This is a genomic window from Streptomyces sp. NBC_00102 (assembly GCF_026343115.1).
GTDB lineage: Bacteria > Actinomycetota > Actinomycetes > Streptomycetales > Streptomycetaceae > Streptomyces.
On the sequence record NZ_JAPEMC010000001.1, the window covers coordinates 5,909,398 to 5,933,689 of the forward strand.

Annotated in this window: 24 protein-coding genes and 2 pseudogenes; 10 read left to right on the forward strand and 16 right to left on the reverse strand. The window is 70.4% G+C overall.

Features of this window, described 5'->3' with window-relative positions; all coding sequences use genetic code 11:
• Positions 1-60: 60 nt before the first annotated feature.
• From OHA55_RS26180 to OHA55_RS26190, 3 genes are all read right to left on the reverse strand, one after another.
• Positions 61-195, reverse strand: a complete 135-nt coding sequence (locus OHA55_RS26180; RefSeq protein ID WP_266710105.1) for a hypothetical protein — start codon at positions 193-195, stop codon at positions 61-63.
• 25 nt (positions 196-220) lie between these two features.
• Positions 221-685, reverse strand: coding sequence for a glycoside hydrolase family 30 beta sandwich domain-containing protein (locus tag OHA55_RS26185; protein WP_266710106.1), 465 nt, complete (start codon positions 683-685; stop codon positions 221-223).
• A 190-nt stretch (positions 686-875) separates the two neighbouring features.
• Positions 876-1,253: a VOC family protein gene (locus tag OHA55_RS26190; protein ID WP_266710107.1), complete on the reverse strand. Its 378-nt coding sequence runs from the start codon at positions 1,251-1,253 to the stop codon at positions 876-878.
• 134 nt (positions 1,254-1,387) lie between these two features.
• Between OHA55_RS26190 and OHA55_RS26195 the strand changes: the two genes are divergently transcribed.
• Positions 1,388-1,891, forward strand: coding sequence for a GNAT family N-acetyltransferase (locus OHA55_RS26195; protein ID WP_266710108.1), 504 nt, complete (start codon positions 1,388-1,390; stop codon positions 1,889-1,891).
• Positions 1,892-1,929: 38 nt separating this feature from the next.
• Positions 1,930-2,202, forward strand: a complete 273-nt coding sequence (locus OHA55_RS26200) for a hypothetical protein (protein WP_266710109.1) — start codon at positions 1,930-1,932, stop codon at positions 2,200-2,202.
• Positions 2,203-2,427: 225 nt separating this feature from the next.
• Here OHA55_RS26200 and OHA55_RS26205 read toward each other — a convergent pair whose 3' ends face one another.
• Positions 2,428-2,685, reverse strand: a complete 258-nt coding sequence (locus OHA55_RS26205; protein WP_266710110.1) for a hypothetical protein — start codon at positions 2,683-2,685, stop codon at positions 2,428-2,430.
• A 456-nt stretch (positions 2,686-3,141) separates the two neighbouring features.
• On the opposite strand from OHA55_RS26205, the gene OHA55_RS26210 reads away from it, so the two are divergent.
• The 5 genes and pseudogenes from OHA55_RS26210 to OHA55_RS26230 all read left to right on the forward strand — a co-directional run bounded on the left by OHA55_RS26210 (position 3,142) and on the right by OHA55_RS26230 (position 7,295).
• Positions 3,142-3,594, forward strand: coding sequence for a flavodoxin family protein (locus OHA55_RS26210; protein WP_266710111.1), 453 nt, complete (start codon positions 3,142-3,144; stop codon positions 3,592-3,594).
• A 212-nt stretch (positions 3,595-3,806) separates the two neighbouring features.
• A pseudogene (locus OHA55_RS26215) lies at positions 3,807-3,959 on the forward strand (MFS transporter); the annotation flags it as partial.
• A 451-nt stretch (positions 3,960-4,410) separates the two neighbouring features.
• The gene (locus OHA55_RS26220; RefSeq protein WP_266710112.1) at positions 4,411-4,971 is read left to right on the forward strand and encodes a hypothetical protein; all 561 of its coding nucleotides are present in this window, start codon (positions 4,411-4,413) and stop codon (positions 4,969-4,971) included.
• 267 nt (positions 4,972-5,238) lie between these two features.
• On the forward strand, positions 5,239-6,048 hold the full coding sequence (locus OHA55_RS26225; RefSeq protein WP_266710113.1) for an alpha/beta fold hydrolase: 810 nt from the start codon (positions 5,239-5,241) through the stop codon (positions 6,046-6,048).
• A 194-nt stretch (positions 6,049-6,242) separates the two neighbouring features.
• Positions 6,243-7,295 carry a chorismate mutase gene (locus OHA55_RS26230; protein ID WP_266710114.1) on the forward strand — a complete coding sequence of 351 codons (1,053 nt, stop codon included), beginning with the start codon at positions 6,243-6,245 and terminating at the stop codon, positions 7,293-7,295.
• A 114-nt stretch (positions 7,296-7,409) separates the two neighbouring features.
• On the opposite strand, the gene OHA55_RS26235 is transcribed toward OHA55_RS26230, so the two are convergent.
• Positions 7,410-7,994, reverse strand: coding sequence for a TetR/AcrR family transcriptional regulator (locus tag OHA55_RS26235; RefSeq protein ID WP_266710115.1), 585 nt, complete (start codon positions 7,992-7,994; stop codon positions 7,410-7,412).
• A gap of 291 nt (positions 7,995-8,285) precedes the next feature.
• Here OHA55_RS26235 and OHA55_RS26240 point away from each other — a divergent pair.
• Positions 8,286-8,694, forward strand: a pseudogene (locus OHA55_RS26240) (transposase family protein); the annotation flags it as partial.
• A 153-nt stretch (positions 8,695-8,847) separates the two neighbouring features.
• Here OHA55_RS26240 and OHA55_RS26245 read toward each other — a convergent pair.
• The 8 genes from OHA55_RS26245 to eccD all read right to left on the reverse strand — a co-directional run bounded on the left by OHA55_RS26245 (position 8,848) and on the right by eccD (position 17,485).
• Positions 8,848-9,213: a hypothetical protein gene (locus OHA55_RS26245; RefSeq protein WP_266710116.1), complete on the reverse strand. Its 366-nt coding sequence runs from the start codon at positions 9,211-9,213 to the stop codon at positions 8,848-8,850.
• The gene (locus tag OHA55_RS26250) at positions 9,206-9,670 is read right to left on the reverse strand and encodes a YbaB/EbfC family nucleoid-associated protein (protein WP_266710117.1); all 465 of its coding nucleotides are present in this window, start codon (positions 9,668-9,670) and stop codon (positions 9,206-9,208) included. The genes OHA55_RS26245 and OHA55_RS26250 overlap by 8 nt, the downstream gene beginning before the upstream one ends.
• 51 nt (positions 9,671-9,721) lie before the next feature.
• Positions 9,722-12,874 (reverse strand): AAWKG family protein, encoded by a 3,153-nt coding sequence (locus OHA55_RS26255; protein ID WP_266710118.1) that lies wholly within the window; start codon positions 12,872-12,874, stop codon positions 9,722-9,724.
• Positions 12,875-13,018: 144 nt separating this feature from the next.
• A complete protein-coding gene (locus OHA55_RS26260) occupies positions 13,019-13,495 on the reverse strand; it encodes a type VII secretion system-associated protein (RefSeq protein WP_266710119.1) in 477 nt (158 codons plus the stop codon).
• Positions 13,496-13,580: 85 nt separating this feature from the next.
• Positions 13,581-13,904 carry a WXG100 family type VII secretion target gene (locus tag OHA55_RS26265; RefSeq protein WP_266710120.1) on the reverse strand — a complete coding sequence of 108 codons (324 nt, stop codon included), beginning with the start codon at positions 13,902-13,904 and terminating at the stop codon, positions 13,581-13,583.
• A gap of 118 nt (positions 13,905-14,022) precedes the next feature.
• On the reverse strand, positions 14,023-14,349 hold the full coding sequence (locus OHA55_RS26270) for a hypothetical protein (RefSeq protein ID WP_266710121.1): 327 nt from the start codon (positions 14,347-14,349) through the stop codon (positions 14,023-14,025).
• Between the two features lie 178 nt (positions 14,350-14,527).
• Positions 14,528-16,024, reverse strand: a complete 1,497-nt coding sequence (gene eccB / locus OHA55_RS26275; RefSeq protein WP_266710122.1) for a type VII secretion protein EccB — start codon at positions 16,022-16,024, stop codon at positions 14,528-14,530.
• A 60-nt stretch (positions 16,025-16,084) separates the two neighbouring features.
• On the reverse strand, positions 16,085-17,485 hold the full coding sequence (gene eccD, locus OHA55_RS26280) for a type VII secretion integral membrane protein EccD (RefSeq protein WP_266710123.1): 1,401 nt from the start codon (positions 17,483-17,485) through the stop codon (positions 16,085-16,087).
• A gap of 584 nt (positions 17,486-18,069) precedes the next feature.
• Here eccD and eccCa point away from each other — a divergent pair.
• Both eccCa and OHA55_RS26290 read left to right on the forward strand, forming a co-directional pair.
• Complete coding sequence (gene eccCa / locus OHA55_RS26285; RefSeq protein ID WP_266710124.1) at positions 18,070-22,062, forward strand: type VII secretion protein EccCa; 3,993 nt, start codon at positions 18,070-18,072, stop codon at positions 22,060-22,062.
• Positions 22,063-22,362: 300 nt separating this feature from the next.
• Positions 22,363-22,641, forward strand: a complete 279-nt coding sequence (locus tag OHA55_RS26290) for a zf-HC2 domain-containing protein (RefSeq protein WP_266710125.1) — start codon at positions 22,363-22,365, stop codon at positions 22,639-22,641.
• A 131-nt stretch (positions 22,642-22,772) separates the two neighbouring features.
• Here the strand turns inward: OHA55_RS26290 and OHA55_RS26295 are convergent, their stop codons facing one another.
• The 3 genes from OHA55_RS26295 to OHA55_RS26305 all read right to left on the reverse strand — a co-directional run bounded on the left by OHA55_RS26295 (position 22,773) and on the right by OHA55_RS26305 (position 24,290).
• On the reverse strand, positions 22,773-23,336 hold the full coding sequence (locus tag OHA55_RS26295) for an ATP/GTP-binding protein (protein ID WP_266711173.1): 564 nt from the start codon (positions 23,334-23,336) through the stop codon (positions 22,773-22,775).
• A gap of 61 nt (positions 23,337-23,397) precedes the next feature.
• The gene (locus tag OHA55_RS26300; protein ID WP_266710126.1) at positions 23,398-23,856 is read right to left on the reverse strand and encodes a DUF742 domain-containing protein; all 459 of its coding nucleotides are present in this window, start codon (positions 23,854-23,856) and stop codon (positions 23,398-23,400) included.
• Complete coding sequence (locus OHA55_RS26305; protein WP_266710127.1) at positions 23,853-24,290, reverse strand: roadblock/LC7 domain-containing protein; 438 nt, start codon at positions 24,288-24,290, stop codon at positions 23,853-23,855. The genes OHA55_RS26300 and OHA55_RS26305 overlap by 4 nt, the downstream gene beginning before the upstream one ends.
• Positions 24,291-24,292 lie beyond the last annotated feature (2 nt).

The window sequence follows — 24,292 nt, forward strand, 5'->3', positions numbered from 1 at the left end:
ACGCGTCGGTGAAGGACGTCGGCGGTCGTCGGTGCAGGCGCGGACGTCCGCCACGCTCCATCAGTTCCCGGCGGACGCGGTGAGCGTCAGCCGCACCCGACGGACCTGACGGCGCGGGAGCTCGATGGTGGTGAACTGCCCGGTGCCGGCAGCGCCGGTGACCACGTCGGTCCAGTGCGTGCCGTCGGCGCTCACCGGAGCGGTGCGGCCGCGCGGATGGTCACCGAGGAACCGGTGTCGGGAAGTCGGCCAGCGCGCCGCCGGGCAGCGTGTACGGCAGGTACCTGTCGCCCTCGCGGACGGCGAAGGTCTGCGGGTCGTCGCTCTCGTCGTGGGCGACCAGCACGGTGCTGCCGTCCGGGTTGCGGAAGGCGACGTCCTCGACCTGGCCGTTCCAGCCGGTGGTGCCGAAGGAAGTGCCGGCGATGCGCACAGCGCCCCGGCCCACGAAGCGCGCGAGGCTGCCGAGGGTGTAGTACTCGGCGTTACGGGTGACCGTGCCGTCGTCCGCCACTGTCGGCACGCCGGTGCCGTGACCGCTGCCGCCGTGGCCGCTGTCGCCGTGGGCGCCGGCGGGGCCCGGTGGAGCGGCCTGGGCGGCCACGGTGCCGGGACCGGCGAGCGCGGTCGCGGTCGCGACCAGCAAGCCGGCAGCCGCGAGGACGGCCTTGGAGATTCTGGGCATGGGAGAGGGACTCCGTGCGGGTCTCGGAGGGCGCCCGGTGAGATTTTCCGACCGGACGGGACGGGACCTCAGCCCAGCCTCTCCCTCCCGGGGAACAGACGCGCTGCTCCCGCTTCTCCTCCGCGCGCGGCGCTGACCTGCGCGAAGGTGACGATCCGGCGGTTCCGCACGCCGCCCTGGGGAGCGTGCTTCACGCCGCGGTCAGCGCAAACCCGTGCCCGGCCGGATCGGCGTAATGACGGGTGTCGTGGAGGCCACCGTTGTTCCGCGCTTCCACCGGGGTGGCACCCAGCCCGATCGCCTCCCGCTCCGCCGCGTCCATGTCCACCCGCTCGACGCGGATGAGCACATGGGCCTGCTGCGAGTCGTCCGGCCGGGGCCAGCTCGGCGGCGCGTACCCGAGATCCCGCCGGATCGCCAGATGCACCCCGGACTCGCCGACGACCTCCACGAAGTCGTTGCCCTGACCGGGCCTCGACTCGGCCCCCAGCAACCTGGCGTAGAACTCGGCCAGTTCCATCGGATCGGCGCAGTCGAGCACGAGGACCAGGGACTTGTTGACTGCCATGCGAGCAACCCCTCCTACGACGGACGGACGAGCACGACCGGACACGGTCACGAACGGCCACGCGCACCGTCTTCCCCCGAGGGGACAGGACAATCCGCTTGCCGCGCGGGGGGTCCGTGCCCACCATGTGTGGCATGGAGAGTGCGCGCATCGCCCCCGCCCCGCAGGTCCGCCGCGCTACGGCCGACGACGTACCCGCCCTCGTACGGCTCCGAGCGCTGATGCTGGCCGAAATGGGGACGGCGGTCGGGCCCGAGGACGCGCCCTGGCGCGGTGCCGCGGCCCGGTGGTTCACCGAACGCCTGCCGGCGGTGCACGAGTTCGCCGTCTTCGTCGTGGACGAACCCGAACTCGGTGTGGTCAGCAGTGCGGCCGGCAGCTGCGAGCACCGCGCCCCGGGCCCCAACAGCCCCAGCGGCCTGCGCGGCCACGTCTTCAACGTAAGCACCGAACCCGCCGCCCGCCGCAGGGGACACGCGCGCGCCTGCACCGAAGCGCTGCTGCTCTGGTTCGCCGAGGAGACCGGGGTGACCATGGTCGACCTCAACGCCACGCAGGACGGGACCCGCCTCTACGAGGAACTCGGCTTCGAGCTACCGCACTTCCCCGCCCTCCAACTCCGGCTCCCCGCACGGTAGGAGGTTCTGTCCTCCAGGGGCCGGGGCAGAAGCCGTGCATGGCATCGAAGAGGCATGTGGCTCTGGCTCCCCGTGCGCTGCGGCAGTTGCGGCGCGTGCGTTCCGTCTACCTGGTGGGTGCGCTGCTCTCCCTGCTCGTCCTGCTCACCCAGGGAGACGGGCCGGAGGCGGCCGAAGGCAGGCATGCGGCGATCGCGGGGGTGCTCCTCGCGGTGTTCGCCGCTCTGTTCACCGTGACGCTCGTACAACTGCGGCGCCACGGACGCACCGTGCACTGCGGTACCGCCCGGAAGCTCGCCCGGCCCAGCTGAGCACCGGGGCGGCACGCGCCGACCGGTCGACGACCTTCCCGCCGTCCGGCGGGCCGGGTAAGGACCTGCGAGGGCTTGCCCCGGGCCTTCGGGCGCTTGTGTCCGGGCCTTCGGGGCTTGTCCGGGCCCTCCGGGAAAGCGGGTTCGGCGGCGCCCATCAACACGGTGCCGCAGCCGAGTCCGCAGACACGCAGCCGCAGGTTCTCGTCCTCGTGGAAGCCGCCGTCAGTGACTGACGGCGGCCTTGACCACGGCGACGACCAGACCGATTGCGGCGTCGAGGGCGCCGGCCAGCAGGGCGCCCGCGGTTCCGTTGCCGAGCCGGACACCGCCGTACCAGCCCCAGCCGAACAGGCCTGCCACGCTGACCCCCGCCGCCGCGAAGAGCGCGGTCTCCAGATACATCAGGCCCAGAGCGGCGGCGCCGATCAGGACCAGCGGGCCGGCTGCGGAGAGCAGCAGCGGGCTGCTGACCCACAGCATCCGGCGCAGCTCCGCCCGCGTGGCGTACGGCCGTGCACCGTGCGGTGCGCCTGCTCGTCGGCGACGAGCGTCGCCAGCCAGAGGCCGACGGCGGCAGCCGCCACACTTGCCGCCGCCCCGGCCGGGGTGGGGTGCTCGGCGGCCGAGAGGCCGATCACCACGGAGATCATGGTGATGGTCGCGTACAGCCGTTCCTTGAGCCAGTTGAGCCAGTCGGCGGGACGCCCCGCGTCCTTGCCCGTTCCGGTCCCGGCGGCGTCGGCCGGACGGGGTCAGCGCCCCTCGGTGCTCTCGTGGGCCATGCGGTCAGCGTAGGTTTCGGGACGCCCGGCGCGACGGCCCGTCAAAGTCGTGTCGTCGGGGCGGGTATGCCGGGGCGGGCACGGCGGTGCGGGCGCGGCGGTGCGGCGTGCCCCGCTTGCGGCCGGAGGGGCCGGGGAGGCAGGGTTCGATCCTGTGGCCACCCTGCTGATCGTCCATCACACGCCCTCGCCGAACTGCCAGGCGCTCTTCGAAGCCGTCCTCTCGGGGACTGCGGCGGACGGCATCGAGGGTGTCCGTGTCGTGCGGCGTGCGGCCCTCGCCGCCACGGCGTCCGACGTGCTCGCCGCTGACGGCGTACTGCTCGGTACCCCGGCGAACCTGGGATACATGTCCGGCGCCCTCAAGCACTTCTTCGACCAGATCTACTACCCGTGCCTGGACGCCACCCGGGGCCGCCCCTTCGGCTACTGGGTGCACGGCGGCAACGACGTCACCGGCGCCGTGCGCGCGATCGAGTCGATCACCACCGGCCTGGGATGGCGCCGCACGGCGGACGCCGTGACGGTCACCGGAGAGCCGGTCAAGGCCGACGTCGAAGCCTGCTGGGAACTGGGCGCGACCGCCGCGGCGAGCCTGACGGCCTGAGATCCGGCCCGGTCCGCGCGCCGGATGCCGGAGGCCCTCGCCGCCGGTCCGCGGGCGCGGCACCGCTCTCCGGGGCGGCGCCGTTCCTGGCCGGGGCGATGGACGCGGTCACGCGCGTCGCGGACGTCGCGCACCTCGCGGACGTCGCGCACCTCGCGGACGTCGCGCACCTCGCGGACGTCGCGCACCTCGCGGATGTCGCGCACCTCGCGGAGGTCGCGCAGAACGCGCACGGGTTGCGCGTACAACGTCGTTACGGGCGTTCCGTCATCAACTCGTTCCCGCGATCTGGTCGATCGGTACCGTCGCCGGTGGCCTCGTGGCACGCCGGAGCCATGGCGCTTGACCTGACGCCACGTCAGCACGCACCTGTCCGTACCGGCCGTCGTCTTCTCCCTCGCCGCCCCCGTCGCGCTGCGCCACTGCCGGGCTGCCGGTCCCGGCCAACGAGCCCGCCCCGCCATTCGGCCGTACGGGCTTGCCCGGCACATCCCCGCCCTGCCCGGCGCCCCGTGCGCCGCGCGCCCAGCGCCCCTGCGCCCAGCGCGTCGCACGCCCTGCCCTGCGACCCGTGTCGCAGTGAAGAGAGTGTGCGGACGCGGGGCGCGGGCGTCCCCCGGCCGGGTCCCGGATTTCCGGGTGCGGGGCCGCGACTCGCGTAAGGGGGAGAACGTTCGGTCTTGACGCGGGGCGAGGTGGCTGCCACTCTGATGAGGCAGAACGTTCGTTCTTGCAGTTCACGCGGTAGTCGGGCGCTGCCCCGCATCGAACCGTTCTCTCCCGTGCGCATCCACCACAAGCTGAAAAGGAATCACCATGAGTGCCGTAGCTGCTCCGTCCGGTACCGCGGGGACGGCTTCCGTCCTGCGGCGGCTGTACTTCGTCCGGTTCGCGTTCGCCATCGTCTGGGCGCTCGTGATGTTCACGATGGCGTCGGAGATCACTCCGGTGGCGGCCGTGCTGCTGGTGCTGTACCCACTGTTCGACGTAGGGGCCGCGGTCGTCGACGCGAGGTCCTCCCGCACCACGGGATCGCCGGTCCTGCTCTACGTGAACATGGCGGTCAGCCTGGCCGCGGCCTGTGGTCTGGCCATCGCCTGCGCGTCCGGCATTCCGGCCGTGCTGGGCGTGTGGGGAGCCTGGGCGATCGTGTCCGGGCTGGTGCAGCTGATCGTCGCAGTGCCCCGGCGCAAGCTGGGGGGCCAGTGGCCGATGATCACCAGCGGCGCGATTTCGGCGCTGGCCGGGGCCTCGTTCCTCGCGTCGGCCGGCGCGGACGACCCCGCGCTCACCGGAGCGATCGGCTACGCGATCCCCGGCGGCATCTTCTTCCTCGTCTCGGCCCTGCGCCTCGGCCCTACGGCCAAGCAGAGCTGACAAGGACGCCCACCGCCCACGACGCCCCCGGACCGGGCTCGTCGGGCGGTGGAGCGGACCCCCGCGCCGCCGGAGTTCCCGCTGACCCGCCGCTCCGTTCCGCAGGCGCGGACCACCCCGCCGGCCCGTCCGACTCGGTCGACGCCGCCGGTCCAGCCGCCCCTGTCAGCTCATCCACCCCGTCGGCTCCACCCACCTCGTCGACTCGACCCGTCTCCTCGGCTCCATCCACTCCGTCAGCTCTGCCTCCCCCGAAAGGCCACTCCCGTGCGCATCCGCATCCCGCGTCGTGTCACGCTCACCGTCGGCGTCCTCGTCCTGCTCGGCGCCACCACCGCTCCCGGCGTGGCGATGGCCGACGACCCAGGGCCTCCGTCCGTGTCCGCGTCCCCGAAGCCGACCGTCGTCCTCGTCCACGGCGCGTGGGCTGACTCCTCCAGCTGGTCGGCGGTGATGGAGCGGCTGCGCAAGGACGGCTATCCGGTGCGCGCCATCGCCAACCCGCTGCAGGGACTCACCGGCGACGCGGCCCACCTCTCCAGCTACCTCGCCACCATCGACGGCCCCGTGGTCCTGGTCGGCCATTCCTACGGCGGCGCCGTGATCACCAACTCCGCCGTCTCGGACCCCGACGTCAAGGCCCTCGTGTACATCGCCGGCTTTATCCCCGCGAAGGGCGAGACGGTGGGCGACCTGGCGGCCAGGACCTCGCCGGCCATCCCGCTGGTCGCGACCCCCGTCCCGGACGGCACGGAGGTGTCCATCGACCCCGCCCACTTCCGGGACTTCTTCGCCGGCGACGTAGACGGGACGACGGCCGCCGACCTGGCCGCGGTCCAGCGGCCCGCCAACACCCGGGCGGTCTCCGAAACCGGCACGGAAGAGGCGTACCGCACCATCCCGTCCTGGAGCTTGATTGCCCGTCAGGACCACGCCATCGCGCCCGACGTCCAGCGCTTCATGTCGAAGCGGGCCGGAGCGCACACCGAGGAGGTCGACGCCTCCCACGCCGTGATGGTCAGCCGCCCCGGCAAGGTCACGCACATGATCGAAGAAGCTGCCCGCAGCATCCGGTGAGGAACTTACGCCCGACGATCCGCACCGCCCCCGACGACCCGTCCCCCTCTCGCGCCCCGCCCCCGCCCCCGACGCCCGTCCCTCCCGCGACCCGTCCCACCGGCCGGAGCCGCCGCGCTCCGCCGGCCGGCGGGGCCGACGCCAGACGCCCCGTCCTCCGTTCGTGCCGAGAATTCCGAAGAGGCAGAGGTTCCATGTCCGCGACCACCCACCCCCGACTCAGCCGTCTCACCGACACCCTGCGGAAGATTGTTCCCGCAGGACGGGTGGTGACCACCGGGCCGGAGTGCGACGCCGGCCGGACCCTGTGGAACGGGGCCGTGTCCACCCGCCCGGGCGTCATCGTCCGGTGCGCGGACCCGGCCGAGGGCACCCGGATCACCCACGCCTACGGGCCGAACACCGAGCGGCTGCTCGCCCTGAGGCACCGCTTCGACCCGGACAACACCTTCCGCGCCCCCTGCCTGCCTGAAGCCCCTTCTACGGTCCGCCGACGGCCGACGCGGGAGCCCCGCTTCCCGCGCACGTCGAAGAGCACATCGCCCCGCACATCGAACACCACGCCGAAGAGAATAAGGGAGAAGGAAATGAACCTGCGGAACAAGATGACCCGCTGCGCCGCCGTCGTCGGATTTCTGGGCGCGGCAGCGGCGTTGACCGCTCCCCAGGCCGTGGCGGCCGCGGAGGCCCGTACGGACGCCGGGTCCGTCGCCGTCCCGGTCGGGGCGGCCGGCCGCCCGCTCGGCCCGCTCGGCCCTCTGACGGGGCTCGTCGTCGAACGCCTACGCGTGGGCGATGACGTCGCGGCGTCCAAGTTCGGTACGGCCTCGCCCGTCGAAGACCCCGTGCGCGAGGCGCAGGTGCTGGAGCAGGTCCGTGCCGCGGCCGGCACCGTCGGAGTGGACCCGGACGCGGCGGCCGCGTTCTTCCAGGACCAGATCACCGCGAGCAAGGTCGTCCAACAGGGGCTGTTCGACCGCTGGACCGATCACCCCGAGCAGGCCCCCACCACACGCCCCGATCTCGCGCAGATCCGCCAGAAGCTCGACCGGCTGACCACGGAGCTGCTGCAAGAGCTCAAGGACACCGAGCGACTGCGCGACAACCCCGTCGGATGCGCGGCCCAACTCGCGCCGGCGGGCGGCTCGGGGGCGGCGCGGGAACAGCTGGACACGCTCCACCGCCAGGCGCTCAGGACCGCCACCCAGTCGGTGTGCGGTACCGGCAGGCCTGCCGGACAGCGCTGAGCGCAACTCGGCCACCGGCGCGACCCCCTCGGCTCACCGGGGGAACCGCGCCGGTGTCTGTCGGGCGTGAGAGCCCGTCGGTCTCGGACGCGAGGGCTCGTCGGCCGCCGGCCGTCAGGCGGAGAGGGCCCGCAGGAGCCCTTCGACGCCCCGCAGGAAGGTCTCGGAGACCAGCGCGGGGTCGGCCAGGCAGCCCGAGGTCATCGCGCCGTCCCGGAGCATGACGAGATGCCGTCCGGCGGGCTCGGCCGCCGGGTCACCGGTCTCGGCCAGCAGACCCGTGATGGTGTCCTGGAACCACTGGCGGTGGGAGAGGACGGCCCGGTGGACCGGGTGGTCGGCATCGGGGTACTCGGCCGCCGCGTTGAGGAAGGCACACCCCCGGAAACCCGGGGACTGGATGCCCGCGGAAATCGTCCGGCAGACGGCGCGGATCTTGTCCGCCGGTGCCTGCTCGCCCGCCTGAGCGGCTTCGGCCTGCGCCCGGAGGTCCCGGTCGACCCGCTCCAGGTACGCGAGGACGAGGTCCTCTTTGCCCGTGAAGTGCCGGTACAGCGTGGCACGGGTGACCTGCGCCTCCGCCACGATCCGGTCGACGCCGACGGAGTGGATTCCCTCCGCGTAGAAGATCCTGGTCGCTGTGTCCAGCAGCCGCGATCGCGCCTCCGACGTGCCCCGCCCCTTTGCGCTCTGGTTCATACGCCCAGGCTAGCGCAAGAAAGAATGGTCGTTCCACCCTCCTGGAACCCGCCCCGGACGACCACTCGCACACCGTCCTGCGGCGGTCCGCCAGGCTCCGTTCCTGTTGCAGTACTCCCGGGCGGCGGGGTGCGTCATCAGCGAGTCGGCGACGAACCGGAGCCGGTCGTCCAGAGGAATCCGAACCGGTGCCTCAGCGCCAGGGTGCAGAGTTGACGGTTGACGTCCAGCGACTGCCTGTAGTCGACGTCCCCGGCAGGTTCGCGGGCCTCCGCGTGCGTGCGGCGAGGTTACTCGCAGAAGCACCGCAAGCACGGCATGAACGTGCAGGTCATCGCCCGTTCCGACGGGACACCGCTCTGATTCTCCCGCGCGACACCCGGCTGCACCCACGACCTGACGTCTGCCCGCGCGCACGGCATCGTCCAGGCGTGTCTGACGCGGCAGACCCTCGCCCTCGCCGACCGCGCCTACCAAGGTGCCGGCGCCACCTCCCGCGCGCGGTACTGCCACCACCGCGGACATGCCCAGCACCAGCAGCAGTTCAACCGCACACGCCCGAATCAGAACTCCGGGCGAGCGCGCCTTCGCCCGGGTGAAGTCCTGGCGACTGCTCCGGCGGGCCAGGACTTCAACCGGCCGCATCGGCGCCATCGTCCAAGCCGTCCACACGCCACTGACCTGCAACCCTTCAGGATGAAAGAGGTTCAGTAACTGCCCCCTTCCGCAACCGCTTTCTCGCGGCTTCATGCGGCGATGGTGATCGCGACGGCGGACCGGATCGAGCCGTTGACGTCGGCCGATCCGGTCCGTGGACGGCAAGGATCGAAAAGATCCGCGGGATCCGGAAGATCTAACGGCGCCCGGAGTCGGTGCCCGAGCCGGTGTCGGTCGGGAGGCCGACGGAGTTGATGTCGTCCAGCGCGTCACTCTGCGGCTGCTCCACGGCCTTGATCTGCTCCAGGTTCGCGTCGATGAGACCGCCCACGATTTTCACCGTCGTGGCCAGCGCCGACAGGCAGGACTCCCTGTTCTTCTCGTACTGGGGACCAGTGCTGTTGGCGAAGTCGTCGTCTATTCCGTACCAGCCGTTGTACTGCGCGACCTCCTGCTGGAAGTCGCGCTGCACAGCGAGGAAGTCGGCCTTGATGCTTGTCAGTGTGTCCGCACCGCGCCGCAACGCGAAGACATCGCCGCGGTACTGCCCGAAGTCAGCCATTCTCTCCGTCCTCCACTATCTCGTCGCGAAGCTTGGCGGTTGCCGACCGGTCCTGTGCCCCGGTGTTCCCGATGTCGAGCATCGAGCCGAAGACGTCCTTCCAGTCGAATTCCAGGCCCGGTACCAGGGCGAGGTCCTCCGGCAGTGAGGGCAGGGGCTCCTCCAGCGGCTGGAACGCGTCCATGACCCTGCGCGCCATCTGTGCCCTGCCCTCGCCCGCCGCCTCCAGGATCGAGGCGGCCAGGTGCGGGGCGCCCATGGTGCGGTACTTGCCGTCCAGGAACTGCAGTCCGGAGATCTCGCCCTGCGGTCCGACCGTGACCTCGACGGCGCGGTCGCGTGAGACGACGGTGACGGATGTCCGTCTCAGTTCCTGTTCCGCCCGCGCGACGGCCGCCCGGGTGGCGTCCATCTGGGCCTTCGCCTGAGCGAGCCTGGTGAGTATTTCGTCTTCCAATGTCCGTTCCTTCGGTTGTTTCGTGTGGTCCGTCCTCGGGTCATCCGCAGGTCATCTGCCGATCGATGCCGGGGCGCCTCCCTCGTCAGTTCCCCAGACGTCCTCCTCCTCCGGCTCCCAGGCCGAGCGGGCCCGGTCGCTGCTCTCCGTCTGGTTTCCCTGGCCGCCGTTCCCGCCGCCACCGCCCATCTGCGGCATGTACGGCATCCCCGACGAGGTCGCCGTGCTGTAGCCGGGCGCCGCCACCTCGTCGTACATCTGGTTGCCGGTCCTGGCGGCGGTCACGGGCCGGCCGGCGGCGACGGCGGTCCGGGACCGCTCGCTGGTCGAGCTGGAGGTCTGTCCGGAGAGCATGGTTCCGGTCGGCAGCATCGGGCTCATCGGGCTCGACGACGTCCCGGACGACATGTTCTGCCCGGTCGACTGGCCGAGCAGGGCGTCCTCGTCGAGCGGCTGGTCGTCGTACAGCTGGTCCTCGTAGGCGGAGGTGTACTGGGCGGTGTCATCGCCGTAGTCGGGCAGGGCGCTGCCGGGGCTCAGGGGGGAGAGCTCCGACGTGCCGTCCGGGTAGACCGTCTCCACCAGACCGCGCTCGGGGTTGATGGTGACGGAATGGCCGTCGGGGTAGTCGGTGGTCACCGTGCCGTCGGAGTTGACCGTCGTCCAGCTGCCGTCGACGTTGTGGATGGACTTCCCGTCCGGCAGGTCCGTGATGTCGACCCTGCCGTCGGGCGAGACGGTGACCGCCGTGTGCTCGTCCGGGTCCACAGTCGTGAAGCTGCCGTCCGCGAAGTCGGTGGTGACGGACCCATCGGAATTCAGTACGGTCTCGCTGTCCCGGAAGTCAGGGGTGCTGAGCGAGGACTGCTGCGCGTCGAGCTGCTGCTGGAACTCCTGCTCGCGCTGTGCCTGCTCCTTCTCCAACTTCTCCTGCTGCGAACTGAGGTCCTTCTCCCTGGCTTGCTGATCGGCTTCCAGATCGGCCTGTTGCTGGGCCAGCTGGTCGGCCTGCTGCTGGGCCAGCTGGTCGGCCTGCTGCTGGGCCTGCTCGGTCCGCTGCTGCTCCTGCTGCTCCTGCTTCTCCTGGACGAGCTGCTGCTGGGCCTCCTGCTCGTCCTGCTGGGCTTGCAGTTCGGCCGTTTGCTGTTCCTGCTGCTTCTGCTGCTCGTCGAGGAACTGCTGCTGCTGGGCCTCCTGCTCGGCTTCCTGTTCGGCCTGCTGCTTCCGCTGCCTCTCCTCCTCGCCGGCGGCCTGATTCTGGGCCAGCACCTGCGCAGCCAGGTACTGCTGCTCCTGGGCCTTCTGCTGGGCCGCCAAGTCGGCCTCCTGCTGGGCCTGCTTCTCCTCCTGTTCTTGCTGCTGCTGGTCCTGCTCCTGCTGTTGCTGCTGGAGAAGCTGTTGCTGTTCGGCGTCCTGCTGGGCCTGCTGCTTCTCCTGCTCCTTCTGTGCTTCTTCGGCTGCCTTCTGCTGGTCGGCGTATTGCTGGTCTTGTTTGGCTTGTGCTTCTTCGGCTGCCTTCTGCTGGTCGGCGTATTGCTGGTCTTGTTTGGCTTGTGCTTCTTCGGCTGCCTTCTGCTGGTCGGCGTATTGCTGGTCTTGTTTGGCTTGTGCTTCTTCGGCTGCCTTCTGCTGGTCGGCGTATTGCTGGTCTTGTTTGGCTTGTGCTTCTTCGGCTGCCTTCTGCTGGTCGGCGTATTGCTGGTCTTGTTTGGCTTGTGCTTCTTCGGCTGCCTTCAGCTGGTCGGCGTATTGCTGATCCTGTTTGGCCTGCGCATCTTTCTGCTGCTTCAGCTGGTCGTCCATGTACTTGTCCTGCTTGTCCTGCGCGTCCTTCGCGGCCTTCTTCTGCTCATCCAGCTCCTTTTTCTGTTCCGCGGCCGCTTCTTCCTGCTTCTTCAGCAGGTCTTCATTCGCCTTGTCCGCCTTGTCCTGCGCGGCTTTCTGGTCGTCCTGGAGCTTGTCGTTCTTGTCGGAGACGAGATCGTCGGACAGACTCTTGCCGCTTCGCGTCACGACCCGGTTCAGGGTGACGCCGAACGCGCGCTGCACCTCCATGATCGCGTCCCGGGCGGGAACTCCGAGGTCCGAGATGACGGAGTTCTGCCACTCCCGGATCCCCTGCTCCCCAATGAGCTTCCAGGAGCGGAGATCGTCGTAGCGGCCGTACAGGGGATGTGTCAGCTGGAAGCCGGGTTCGGTGACCAGTTCGGTGTCCTTGGCCTTGTGGTCGGCCTGCACCATGCTCGATGTCGCGGCGGAGGTCTTTTCGGTGTGCGTCACCCACTTGACCTTGGTGATGTTGTTCTCCCAGATCTGCTTCGTCAGGTCCAGGAGATTGTCGTGCAGCCAGCGAAGCGGATTCCCGCGCCATATCTGCCACCAGTCCCACTTGTGGTGCAGCCTCAGCATGGAGTTGATGAAGACCTGCTGGGCGTTCATCAACTGCTGGCCCTGCTTCGAACCGAAGGCCGAGATGCGCGGTATGTCCTCCTCGTAACTCCCGTACATCTTGTTCAGCTTGTGGATGAGGTCCTTGAAGACGCCCGAGGCCTGTCCGCGCCACAGCGGATTGTCGGGGCCCAGGCGGGCTTCCCAGGAGTCGAGAACCTTGCTCTGGTTGTCGAAGAAGACCGCAGCTCGGGAGAGGGCGTGGGCGGCGCGCTCGAAAGTACGGGTGTCCACCGCGCTGGCGAGGTCGACCTGGAGGCCGTTCCACTCGAATCCCGCGGTTGTGTGGTGATCCAGCAACTGACGGAGCGCCATGCCGCCCCCGTAGCTGTACTGCTTCAGGGACAGGTCCGTGTAGTCACCGAAGTCTCCGGGCGTGCTGTCCACCCCGCCCATCGGCGGGCCTGCCGTGGCCGCGCTGCCCAGCAGCCGGATCTTCGCCGAACGGAGCTTCACGGGCGTGCCCGGACCTGGATTCTCCTCACCGTACTTCGGTGCGTAGAACGGGACGACAATGTTCTTCTCCTCGATGGACGTGCCCGAATTGCTGGCCCGCCAGTAGAGGTTCTTGATCACCTCGGAAAGGCTTTCCTCCGGGAGGGCGCCCGAGTCGACTATCTCCACCTGCATGAGGGGGATCGAGTCGTTCCCGACCAGCTTGTCGAAGAGATCCTTGCGCGCCGGTGCCGGATATCCGGTGAACAGAGTGATCGCTTGCTGCCAGTAGTCATCGGTGGAATTGGCGGGTGCAACCATGGAAAGTCTCCACGTAACAGGGATGGGATGGAGGCGCCCACGAGGTTCGGAGGCCGTGTGCGAGGAGGCGGAGTCAGGAGCAGGAAGCGGGGGAGAGGAGTGAACGGAATGCCCGGACAGGCGCGTGGGTTTACCGGCCGACGGTCAGGCGGTTCCGGACGTATTCGTGCCGGCCTCAAGTATGAGGGAATCGACATCGGTGAGATTGTCGAGGAACTTCTCGCCGTCGATCTTCTCCAGATTCACGTTCTGGGAATCGAACAGATCCTTGAGTGTGGCCTCAAGGCCCTGGATGAACTCGTTGAAGAGTTCTTCCTGCTCATCCATGATTTTCAGGATGGATTCAGCGACCGCCGAGACCTCGGAATTGATGCGGTTCCCATTCACGATCCCGCCCGCCTTGTCGTCAGCCATCACGCCGATGGCCAGGGGCATCCGCAGGCCGAACAGGCTCTTGTCGTCGTACTGCTCCAGGCCGAGGAGCTGGCCCATCGACGGAGTGGATCCGTCCGCCTTCCGCAGGTCGAGAATCGCCTTGAGGAAGGGCTTGACGTCCTCGGTGATGAAACGCTGGATTCCTGCTTTGTCGAGAGCCAGTTTGTTTTCCGAAGTATCAGCCATGAGTCAGCTCCACACGTCTGGTGATCGGGAAGGGACCCGCCGCCCCGAGAAGGAGCGGCCGGGTCCCCGGGCACGAATTTCCGGTTCAACGGCCGATGCGGACGGCCGACCACATCTGGCTGAGCGAACGCTCGTTGTACTGGTAGTTCTCGGAGATGTCCGTCAGCAGCGCGGCATTGACGTTGAGCATCTGCTGCATGGCCGTGACCGCGTTGTTCCAGGCGAGCTGCTTCTGGTCGTACTGCTCGCGGTCGTCACCGATCCACATCTCCTTGAGCGTGCGCAGCTCCATGTCGAGGTTGGCGAGCGTGGTTTCGATGGCCCGGGTCTGCGCGACCAGGTCATCGGCGGTGTTGTTCATATGGGCGTAGTCGACGTAGATGTAGCCGTCGCTGAAGTTTGCGCTCATCGGGGTTCTCTCTGTTGGGGCCCCTCACCCGCGGGCGAGCACGGGCCAGTGGTGTGGGCCTCCCGCGCCGCGGGAAGGGCCGTGAACGGTGCCGTACGGGCCCGGCCGGGCCGGGAGATCAGCCGACCATGGTGTCGAAGACGGCCTGCGACTGGTGAAAGGACTGCTGGACGCTCTCGTCGTTCGCCCCCTGTGTCAGACCCTGCTGCTGCAGCGTCTCGTTCAGGGCGTCGATCATTCCCTGGACGTTGGTGATGATGACCTGGCCCTGGTCCTCCCAGGCCTTGATCAGTTCCTGGTAGCGTCCGCCGTCCTTGCCCCCGTAGTTGGGGCCCAGGGCCAGGCGGGTGTTCTCGACGTCCTGGCAACTGCGCACGATGCCGGAATAGGCCATCTCCAGTGCCTGGATGCCGTTCCGGGTGGCGCTTTCCTCTGACTGACGCATGGCGTCCCAACCTCTGTTCTCTGGAGTGATGGTCTGCGAGGCCGCTGTCCGGGGCGGGACGTGTACTCGGTTTCCGTCGGACGAGGGCCGCCGCTGCTTGCGGCCTCAGGCTAGGAAAAGGGGCCTGTGTGTCTCTTGCCGTTGCCTTGCCATCGCTTGCGGCCGGGCAACGCCGGGTTCACTCCCGGGAGGTGGCCCCAGGGGCCGGGGCCGTCCCCGTGCGTCCGCTCCCGGCGCCGCCGGCCGGACCGCAGCGCGGTGCGGTGGCCGAGGACGTGCCGCCGGCCGCTGCCGACGGTGACAGGTCAGGACCCGTGGGCAGGAGCGACAGCAGGGTCGAGGGCATGGTCCTGATGTCGGACGTGGTGAAGCCCAGCGCCTCCAGTGCCTGGCTGGTGGGCACCCGGTACTTCATCCCGGTGTCGGTCACCAGGTACACGGTGTCGCCCATCGCCGTACCGCCCGCTCCCAGCGCCCGGACCAGGGCGCCACGGCCCGCCGGTACGGTGATCCGGTCGGCGGGGACGCACGCCGGCGTCATACCCTCGGACGGCGTCTGCGCCGCCGGGCCGAGCTCGCTCCGCGCCAGCAGCGACACGCTCGACCGGGTCTCCTCGGTGCCGGGGGAGATCCGGACGCAGGCACTCTGGTCCGTCGTGGCCCGGACCAGATGGGGCGGAGTGGCGGGCAGCGCGCTCGCGGTGTTTCGCTGACTGCCCGTCACCGGCGCCAGGCGGCCGCTGAGGGCATCGGTGCCCAGGTCGGTGGCGTGCGCCCCGCCGCCCGCGGACGAGCCCAGGGTGAGCGCCGCCTCGGTGGCCGTCAGCGGTGTGAGCCCGTCCGTGCGCAGCAGGTAGTAGCGGGTCGCGGAGCCGGGCGCCGACACCTGGAAGACCTGGCCGATCCGGGTCTGGCGGCCGTCCAGACGCGGCCCGGTACCGCCCTGGCCAGTGACCGTCACGGGCGTCAGATCGGGGCCCAGCGGCAGCGCGTCGAGGAACGCCTCCGTGACCGGGAACGGGGTCGCGGACTCGTATCCGAGCGCCGACACCGCCCCGTGCTTGGTGTCCAGGCGCAGCCTGGTGCCCCGCCACACCAGGTACAGGGTCTTGTCCGGGGCCCGCGCCAGCAGCGCCGAGTTGGCGTCGAGGCCGGTGCCCCCGGCCGCGCTCCCGACCGCGACCGCGGTCCCCGGAGAAGTCCCGGATGAGGTCAGACCGGTGCCCGAACACACCAGCCACGGGCCGGAGTCGAGGCCGTCGGGCACGGTCTGGGGGGCACCGGTGATGCCCACCGGGGCCCCCCGGTCCACCCCCGCCAGGGAGGAGCTGTGCACGGTGGTGGTGGTCAGCTCGCTGCCCACCAGGAGCCGGGCCGAGGTCTGGTTGCGTACCGGGCGGAGCCTATTGTCCAGGTAGAGGTAGCTGGTGCCGGTGTCCTCGTCCACGATCAGCGCCTTCGAGGTACGCCACGAGTCGGTCGTACCGGGTTTGATCAGGCCGAAGACGAAGGCTCCGGCCGACACCATGATGGCGATCAGCACGCCCATCGCCACCCCCCGGTTGGTGCGGCCCTGCGGGCTCTCGGGGGCGTCCGGGTCGGAGCGCAGCATGCTGGTGGTCAGCCTGCTCATCAGGAACATGTGTGCCTGGACCTGATCACGTTTGGTCTGCATAAGGGTCCTTGGTGAATTCCTTGTCGGGTTCCTTGACGGGTTCCTCGTCCGCGGCGCGGGTCAGGCGGCGAGCGCGCGCAGGGTGCCGTAGACGCCCAGCACCCACAGGGCGAGCGGCAGCAGCGCGATGGCCGCCGTCGAGTGGGCCAGTTCGGCGGCGCGTCCCCAGTAGGGCAGCATGCGGGTGCCCGGCACCGTCCAGGAGGCGATGGCCAGCGCCGCGGTGACCGCGAGCAGCCCGGCAACCAGCAGCAGCCGGTATCCGGGGGTGGCGTCGAGGAACGTTGTACGGGTCAGGGAGGCGGCGCCCAGCAGGGCGGGCGTGATGAGCGACAGCCGTTGCAGGGTGTTGCCCAGGCCCCGGGCGTGCAGCAGGAGCAGCAGGGAGAGCGTGGCCGTGGTGACGTTCTGGGCAAGGTCGGCGCGTACGGCGAGACCCGCCACGCATACGGCGCAGATGATCCCGGCCGCCGCGTACAGGCCCGTCATCCAGCCGTCGGCCAGCACGGAGCGCTCCGCGACGACGCGTGGCTCGTGCGGCTCGATGCCTTCCTGGAGATCCTCGGCGTTGGTCGGGATGGGCGGCATTCGCAGCCCCGCGAGCCGGAACGACAGGGACGGCACGAAGGCGCCGAACACCACTGCGGTGACGGCGAGGATGCCCGAGGCGTGCTCGGGCGGCAGGTCGGCGACGAGCAGCAGCACCCCGCCGAGGGCGCCCGCCCCGGCCACCGCGGCCAGCGCCAGGAACACCGTGGCGAAGGCGGCCACTGCGGCGACCGCCAAGACCGCTCCGGCGGCGGCCGAGGTACTGGCGGCCAGCAGCCTTGCGCCCAGCACCTCGTGCAGGTCGGGGCCGCTCAACTGCCCGCCGGGCAGCGTCCAGCCGGCCGACGCCAGGAAGGCGGGCACCATCACCCCGAGGGTGGCGCCCGCGCCCGCGTCACCGATGGCCCGGCTGGCCGCGGCGGCCCCGCCGAGGGTGAGCATGCCGAAGGCGAAGGCGGCCAGCGCGATCACGATGCCGGAGGCGTCCGAGAGCGCGAGCACCACCAGGGCGAGGAGTTGGCAGAGCGCGGCGAGGGTGAGCAGCACCCGCTTGCCGATCAGCGGGGTCCAGCCGAAGGGCTGGTCCCGCATGGTGGTGTAGATGCCGTCCACCAGGTCGTCGAGCCGCACCTCGGGCAGCGCCTCGGCGTGCGGGCGCAGGTAGAACACCTCGCCGTCGTGCGCGTCCTGGGCCTCCAGGGTCGCCTCGTGGTCCAGGGGCCGCCCACCGAGGCGCTGGAGCACCCAGCCGTCGTGGTCGACACCGGCCTCGGCCAGCCCGTCACCGGCGTAGGCCAGCACTGCGGGCAGCAGGTCGGCCACCGGGATGTCGGCGGGCACGGACAGGTCCACCGTCTTGTCGGGGGCGCGCACCGTCAGGCGGCACAGCCCGGACAGGGCGTTGTCGGTCATACGAGAGCTCACTTTCCGTGAATGCGCGGGGAGGTCCGCGTGCGTGTGGGTGATCCGTGTGCACGGGGATCCGCGTGCGCGCGGTCATCCGGGCATGCCGGCGTACGGGCACGCCGGCGTGCGTACGCGGAAGCTGATCGTCCGCGGCCGGAATCCGGGTGAACGGGTTGCCGTCCGAGGACGTTGCTGCTTGTCGAGGACGCGCGAAGGAGGACGGAAAGACACGGAGAGTGTGAGGGGCGGTACGCCCGGTGCGCGCGCTGACGGCGCGGGAGAAGCGCACACGGAGTGCCGCCGAGAAAGCATCTTAGGCTCAACAACGCGCCGCTGGCGACTCGTTGACCTCGTACGACGCGGTATTCGGCGTCCCCGCCGACGCCGGTGCGCGGCGTCCGAGGCATGCCTGCGCGGCGCCGCCTTGAGCTCGGTGTCACACGGCGTACGGCACTGCCACATGGCCGGTGCCGCGCGTCGTACGGCACCGGCCCCGGGTGTCACCGGACCCCGGCGAGGGGCGGACGACCGGCCCGCCGCGGCCCCGGCCGCCGCCCCGCCCAGTTCACAGCGATTGAGGAGACCGTCCGTTGAGTGTCGTCCTGTTCCGCAGGCCCGCCCGGCGCCGTGGCCCGGACATGCCCGAAGGCGAACTCAGCCTTCAGGAGCCGCCCACCCTGCCGGAGACCGTGCCGGACAGCTCCGCCGTCTGGAACTACCTCCCCATGGCCATGATGTCGGTGTCGATGATGCTGATGTTCATGCGCCCGGGCATGGGGGGCGGTTCCGGCGGATCCTTCTTCTACCTGGCCATGGGGATGATGATCGTCGGCTCGGCCGCGATGATCGTCGGCCAGTTCATGCGCAAGGCGAGCGAGCGCAAACAGCGCGTGAAGGGCGAACGGCGCGACTATCTGCGCTACCTGAGCCAGATCCGGCAGAAGGTGCGGGGCGCCGTGACGGCCCAGCAGAAGTCGCTGGCCTGGCAGCACCCGCAGCCCGACGCGCTCTGGTCGCTGGTCGGCACCAGCAGGCTGTGGGAACGGCGGCCGGGTGACCCGGACTTCGCCGAGGTGCGCCTCGCCGTGGGCGACCAGAAGCTGAACCTCCGGCTCAACCCGCTCTCCACCCAGCCCGTTGAGGACCTGGAACCGCTCAGCGCGCACGCCCTGCGCAGCTTCATCCGCGCCTACTCCACCATCCCCCAGCAGCCCATCGCCATCTACCTGCGGGCCTGGTCCCGGGTCCTGCTGCGCGGCGACGTCGGCCGGGTCCGCTCCGCGGTCCGCGCGCTGCTGGCCCAGCTCGCGGTCTTCCACGCGCCGGACGACGTGTGGATCGTGCTGTGCGCGGCCGACGACCGGCGCGCCGAGTGGGACTGGATCAAGTGGCTTCCGCACGGCCTGCACCCGCAGGAGACCGACGGCGCCGGGCCCGCCCGGCTGATCGTCTCGGAGTTCAACGAGCTGGAGGGGCTGCTCGGCGCCGAGTTCTGGGAGCGCCCGCAGTTCGAACCGGACGCACCGGCCGGGCGTGAGGAGCCGTACACGGTGATCGTGCTGGACGGCGTCAGCGTGCCGGAGGGCCACCGGCTGGACGGGCCCGGCCTGCGCAACACCGTGGTCCTCGACGTCGACGGCGCGCTGTCCTGGCGGCCCGGCCGGGCCACCCTGCGCCTTGAGGTGGAGGAGCGCTCGATCTCCCTGGTCCGCACCGACCGGGACCGCAAGGAGCAGTCCACCCGGCTCGGCGCGCCGGACTCCTTCGGCCCGGTGGCCGCGCGCGCCCTGGCCAGGCAGCTCGCCCCGCACCGGATGAGCATGGGCCTGGGCGCCGACGCGGCCCAGCCGCTCTCCGCCACCCTGGAGCTGACCTCCCTGCTCGGCATCGCCGACCTGGAGCGGCATCTGCCCGATGACCTGTGGAAGCGGCACACCGGGCCGGGCCGGCTGCGGGTGCCGATCGCGGTGGGCGCGGACGGCGCCCCGGTGGAACTCGACATCAAGGAGTCCGCGCAGGGCGGCAGCGGCCCGCACGGCATGCTGATCGGCGCGACCGGATCCGGCAAGAGCGAGCTGCTGCGCACCCTGGTCCTCGCGCTCGCCCTCACCCACTCCTCGGAGACCCTCAACTTCGTCCTGGTCGACTTCAAGGGCGGCGCCACCTTCCTCGGCCTGGACGAACTGCCCCACACCTCGGCCGTCATCACCAACCTGGCCGACGAGATGGCGCTGGTGGGCCGCATGCAGGACGCCCTGCACGGCGAGCTGATCAGACGCCAGGAACTGCTGCGCTCGGCGGGCAACTACACCTCCGCGACGGAGTACGAGAAGGCGCGCGCCGCCGGGGAGCCGCTCGAACCGCTGCCCAGCCTGTTCGTCGTTGTCGACGAGTTCAGTGAACTCCTCGCCACGCACCGGGACTTCATGGATCTATTCGTGATGATCGGGCGTCTCGGCCGTAGCCTCGGCGTGCATCTGCTGCTGGCCTCCCAGCGTCTGGACGAGGGCCGCATGCACCAGCTGGAGGGCCACCTCTCCTACCGCATCGGCCTGCGTACCTTCTCCGCCATGGAGAGCCGCGGTGTGCTGGGCGTGCCCGACGCCTATCAGCTGCCCTCGGAGCCGGGCAGCGGCTACCTGAAGACCGGCGTCGACATGCTCACCCGGTTCCGTGCCGCGTACTCGTCGGGCCCGTACGTTCGGCGGCGCGGTGTGGTCAACCAGGCGCGCGCCATCAGTCAGGTGGTGCCCTGGTCGGCGGAGTGGATCGTGCCCCGGGAACCCGCGGAGGAGACCGTGAGCCCCGAGGCGGAGGAGCAGGAGGCGAACGGGCCCGCGCTGCTCGCGGTCGCCGTGGACCGGCTGCGCGACTCCGGGCCCCCCGCCCACCAGGTCTGGCTGCCGCCCCTGGACCTGCCCACCACCCTCGACCAGCTCCTTCCGCCGCTGACCGCGGACGAGCGGCACGGCCTGACCACCACCGACTGGTACGGGCGCGGGCAGCTGGCCGTGCCGATCGGTGTGGTGGACCGGCCGTTCGAGCAGCTGCGGGACCTGCTGATGGCCGACCTGTCGGGCGCGGGCGGCCATGTGGCGATTGCCGGCGGCGCGCAGAGCGGCAAGAGCACCCTCGTACGGACCCTGATGTGCGCGCTGGCCCTCACCCACACACCCCGCGAAGTGCAGTTCTACTGCCTGGACTTCGGTGGCGGCACACTGGCCGGCCTGGCCGCGCTGCCGCATGTTTCCGGGGTCGCGGCCCGGCTCGACGCGGAGCGGGTGAACCGGGTCCTGGCCGAGGTCGGCGCCCTCCTGGAGGAGCGCGAGCGCCTCTTCCTCGAACACGGCATCGACAACATGGCCACCTACCGCCGGCATCGCGCCGAGGGCGACTTCGCCGACCAGCCTTTCGGTGACGTCTTCCTGGTCATCGACGGCTGGTCCACCGTGCGCCAGGACTACGACCGGCAGGTTCCGGCCATCAACGCGCTGGCCACCCGGGGGCTCAGCTACGGCATCCACCTCGTCGTCACCACGGCGCGCTGGGTCGAGCTGTCGTCCGCCGTCCGCGACCAGTCGGGCACCCATCTGGAACTGCGCATGGGTGACTCCATGGACTCGAACATCGATGTCCGGCGGGCGTCGACGGTGCCCGAGATGCCCGGCCGCGGCCTGACCAAGGACAAGATGCACTACCTCGCGGCGCTGCCGCGCATCGACGGCGTGGAGGCCGCGGACGACCTGACCGACGGTGTCGCCTCGCTCGTCGCGGCCGTGCGGGAGAGCTGGCAAGGCCCGGCCGCACCCCGCCTGCGCACGCTGCCCACCACCCTCTCCGTCACCGAACTACCCCCCCCTGAGGGCGAGTTCAAGGTTGCCATCGGGGTCGAGGAGGCGCGCCTCGAACCGGTCTGGCACGACTTCAGCGAGAACCCGCACATGATCGTGGTGGGCGACAGCGAGAGCGGCAAGACCAATATGCTGCGGCTGGTCGCGAAGGCCGTGACCGAGCGGTACACGCCGGAGCAGGCCCGCCTGATGGTCGTGGACTTCCGGCGCGGCCTGGTGGAGGCGGTGCCGGACGAGTACCGGCTCGGCCACGCCATCTCCATGGACTCGCTGAAGGAACTGGTCGAGGGCGCGGGCCGGGCCGTCAAGACCCGGCTCCCCGGTCCGGACATCGCGCCGTCGCGGATGCGCGCGGCCGACTGGTGGCGGGGGCCCCGGCTGTTCATCCTGGTCGACGACTACGACCTGATCAACGGCGGACCCGTGAACCAGCCCTTCGCGCCGCTCCTCGACCATCTGGCGATGGGCTGGGAACTGGGCGTGCACGTGATCGTCGCGCGGTCGGCGGCCGGGGCCGGGCGCGGCCTGAACGATTCGCTCCTGCGCCGGATCCAGGAGACCAACACGCCGGGCATCCTGCTGTCCTGCCCGCCGAGCGAGGGTTATGTCTTCGGCAACATCAAGGGCCGCAACCTGGCCCCGGGGCGCGGCCAGCGGATCGCGCGGCGCAAGACCGTCGAGATGCAGACCGCGCGGGTCGACGAGGGCGGGGAGGGGGACGAGCGGGGCTGAGGGCCGGGGCCCGGGGGCCCGTTCCGGCGCCCTGCCGGGCCGCGTTTCCGGGCCGTACTCGCGCGTCACAAGGTCCCGCGGGAGGTCGCGGGCGGCGTCTCCCCGGAGGCGTCCGCCTGTCTTTCCCAGGAATCCTCAGCCGGTGACTTCGGGAGCTCACACCGCTTTCGGGGGATTGCCATGCTTTCCGAAATCACCGGTACGGGCGGCTTGGTACAGCTCACAATAGGAGCCGCCGGGATCGCCCGGACGTGGCATTGACGTCGGTCGTTGTCTTTCCGGAGGCCTTCTGTGGACTGTGTGCATGCCCGTGACGCCTTGTCGGCGGGGCTGTTCGGAGCCTTGGACGCCGCCGAGAGCGGGGAACTGACAGCACACCTGAAGGGGTGTGCGCGCTGTCGTGCGGAGGAGGCGGAACTGGGCGCGGTGCTGCCACTGCTCGATCTGCTGGAGCCCGGCGCGGTCACCGGGCCCGGACACGCCGGTGCCTGGCTCGGGGAAGGGCCCGAACCCGATGTGCGACGGGCGGTGCGTGCCGTGCGCGCCCTGGCCCACGAGACTCCGGAGACGCTGGGCTGAGCGGGCCGGCCTCCCGCCCGGGAGGCCCCAACGGCCGCGCCGGTCACACGGGCCGCGTACGCCACAACGTACGGACCCGCGCCACCCACCTGCGCGGCCCGCGCGACGTACGCGGCCCGCGCACCACGCCCCTACGGAGTCTGCGTGATCGCGTCCCGCACCCGGGCGGCGGTCAGGGCACGGTGCAGCAGCGCCAGCAGAGCGTCCCGCACGGACTGCCGGTCCCGGGCGTCGAAGGTGACCACAGGCACGTTCTCATGGACGGCCAGGGCCCAGCGGATGGCGGTCAGGTCATGGCTGAGCGAGCCGTCGAAGCGGTTGACCGCGACCGCGAAGGGCATGCCCAGCCGCTCGAAGTAGTCGATGGCCGGATAGCCGTCGGACAGGCGGCGGCTGTCCACGATGACCAGCGCGCCCAGCGCGCCGCGCGCGATGTCGTTCCACATGAAGCCGAAGCGGTCCTGGCCGGGCGTACCGAACAGGTAGAGCTTCATGGTCTTGTCGACGGTGATGCAGCCGAAGTCGAGCGCGACGGTCGTGGTGGTCTTGTCGGGCACCACCGCGGTGTCGTCGGTGGCCAGTGAGGCGCTGGTCATGAGCGCCTCGGTGGTCAGCGGGACGATCTCGGAGATGCTGGCGACGGTGGTCGTCTTACCGACCCCGAAGCCGCCCGCGATGACCAGCTTCACCGGCATGGGCGGCCGGGGCCGGGCCACGGAGGCCCGCAGGTCGGGCGGCGGCAGGACGGCCGGACGGTCAGCTGATGGATTCGAGCGCACGGATGATCCTTAGGAGGGTTTCCTCGCGGTGCGGGGTGTCGTGGTCGGGGGCGGTCACGGCGAGGTGGCCGTTGAAGTGCAAATCGCCGATCAGGACACGGACGACGTTGAGGTGCAGGGAGAGCTTCGCGGAGATCTCCGCCAGGGACTGCGGCGAGGCGCAGAGCTGGACGATGTCCCGGTGCTCGAAGCCGAGGGACGGGACCGCGGTCAGGCCCGCGCGCGTGCTGACGACCTGGGCCTCCATGGTCAGCCCGGCGGGGCCGCTCCCCACCCGCCCGCCGGTGAGCAGGAAGGGGCGCAGCGGCCGTGCGGGTGCCGGAGCCGGCATCGGCGGGCGGAGTTCGGTCGTGGGCGGCAGATAGGGGCGTGCCAGTGGGGGGTCCAGGTCGGGCTCCTGGTAGTACGCGGGGCGGTGTGCGCTGTCCGTGGTCACGAGGGCACGGAGTTCTTCAGTTCGTCGATGAGGTGCGGGGTCAGCATGGCTCCGGCCCGCTGGGCGAACAGGGTGATCTCGTAAGCGAGGTTGCCGAGGTTCGCGGACTTCTCCGCGACCACGCCGAGCACGCATCCCACGCCGATCGAGGACACCACGAGGTAGCCCTCGGAGTAGTCCACGATCACTTTGTCGAGCGCGCCGAGCCCGCGGTTGGCGGAAGCGCCGAAAGCGAGGCTGGTCATGCCCGAGATCACCGCGGCCAGCCGGTCGGCCTCGGGCCGGTCGGTGACGTGCGAGGCGGCGATGAGCAGCCCGTCGGACGACACGGCGACGGCCTCCGTCACACCGGACGTCTTGTCGGCGAACTGTTCCAGGAGCCAGTTGAAGTTGGCGGCTTCGGCGCTGGGCGCCGTGCGAGCGTCGTACCTCATGT